Here is a 1,801-nt window from a genome sequence, read left to right on the forward strand (position 1 = left end):
AGTTAAGCTCTTCAGCGCCGATGGTAGTTGGGGTTTTCCCCCGCAAGAGTAGGACGTCGCCAGGCGTCAAGGTCATTGCCGATAGGTAATGGCTTTTTTTGTGCTTATAAATAGAAAAATGAAGGTTCATTTTGTATTGATTTAATGGGATGCGAGAGAGGGAAGGGGCGGAAGCCTCTGCAGTTGTGCAAAGATCATTCTGACGAATTAGGCGCTCATATATCCTCTGTCTTCGCTCGAAGTAACTTTTAAACGACCATACTTCTGTTTCATCCGCCCAAAGTTTCTCTAAGCGCTCAATACAACTTCCAAGTGATCAAACTCCTGTCTTAGCGCTCAAAGCTACTTTCAAGTGATCAATCTCTCTCGACAGCGCCCAAAACGCCCTCTAAGTGATCAAACTCCTGTCTTAGCGCTCAAAGCTACTTTCAAGTGATCAATCTCTCTCGACAGCGCCCAAAACGCCCTCTAAGTGATCAAACTCCTGTCTTAGCGCTCAAAAGTACTTTTAAGTGATCAAACTCTCTCCACAGCGCCCAAAGCAACCTCCCAGTAATCAATTCTCCGCTTCAGCGCTCATGGCCTCTCTCTTATAATCATTTTCACATCAGCGCTCAAAGCACCCCTAAAGTCAAAAATTACTTTAATTACACACTGAATCATTTTCAATATAGATACCAGCATCGAGCAAAAGTTATTTTTGTAGATAATATATATACCTACGGAACACTACAAAAAAGTAACTAAAGATATAAAGAAATATTCATATACGAAAAAAGGAAAGATTCGTTTGAAAATGGAAAGTGTATTAATGACAAGAAATGTTTCCTCACTAGTTGTATATTCTCCGGATTTTTATGGACCGCATGCACGTAATGCGGTGCTTTATGAAACACTCAAAAATGTAATTCAACATAAAACGGTTAATTTTGTTGGAAATACTCACGTAAAAAGAGAGATTCTTTATACATTCGACGGTGCAAAAGCAATGATAGATCTTGCCCTACGAGATAGTACTTGCAATAAAAACTCGAATATCTCGACCTTTTATGAAAAAACTCGTGGAGATAATGTACTTAACAGAAGTTCCTATTATTTTAAGCGGTGAAAAATACAAGCGCGAAATTAGACCAATACCAGCCACATCATATAGAGAAGGAATAATGAAAATGCTGAATTGGATGAAAGAACAAAATGTACAAGTTAAGCGAATAAGTGAATCGATCCGTCAATAGAAAGATTGTATAAGATATAAAAACTACGCTTGTGGTATCTAATTTAAACAAGCGTAGTATGTAACTTACTCAAGCATTGGTGGATTTGTACTTTTTGCGACCATTACGAATGAGGAGTATATAAAAGTATGAATCGCTTCGAGTAGGAACCCATAGCAACTTTTCATCATGTCACTTATAATAAGAATTGCTGTTTTGGATATGATTTTTAAAATTAATGTTGCAATCGAAAAGACATGCTGGTATAGTAAAGAACGTTGCGCTTCCGGTATACGGAAACAACGAAAAAAGTTTAAAAAAGTTATTGACTTCTATCTGGCGAAGAGTTATGATAGTAAGCGTCGCACTTCTGGTGTGCAAAACAACAACAAAAGAAATTAAAAAAGTTGTTGACATCGAATCAGCAAAGTGATAAGATATAAGAGTTGCCGCTGAAACGCAGTAACGATATGAACCTTGAAAACTGAACAGCAAAACGTTAACAAATACAGTTTGTTGAACCAACTCTGTTGGGGACACAAACACAAACGAATCTTCGGATTCAAAGTCAGCAAGAAATGAGCTAT

At 37.6% G+C, this 1,801-nt stretch carries 1 protein-coding gene; it reads right to left on the reverse strand.

What is annotated here, in order from left to right:
- Positions 1–1,406 precede the first annotated feature (1,406 nt).
- Positions 1,407–1,801, reverse strand: a 395-nt coding sequence (locus tag MHZ95_RS20705; RefSeq protein WP_239392683.1) for a hypothetical protein, incomplete at its 5' end; no start/stop codon positions are given.

The sequence above is a fragment of the Sporosarcina sp. ACRSM genome (genome assembly GCF_022346545.1).
In the GTDB taxonomy this organism is placed as follows: domain Bacteria; phylum Bacillota; class Bacilli; order Bacillales_A; family Planococcaceae; genus Sporosarcina.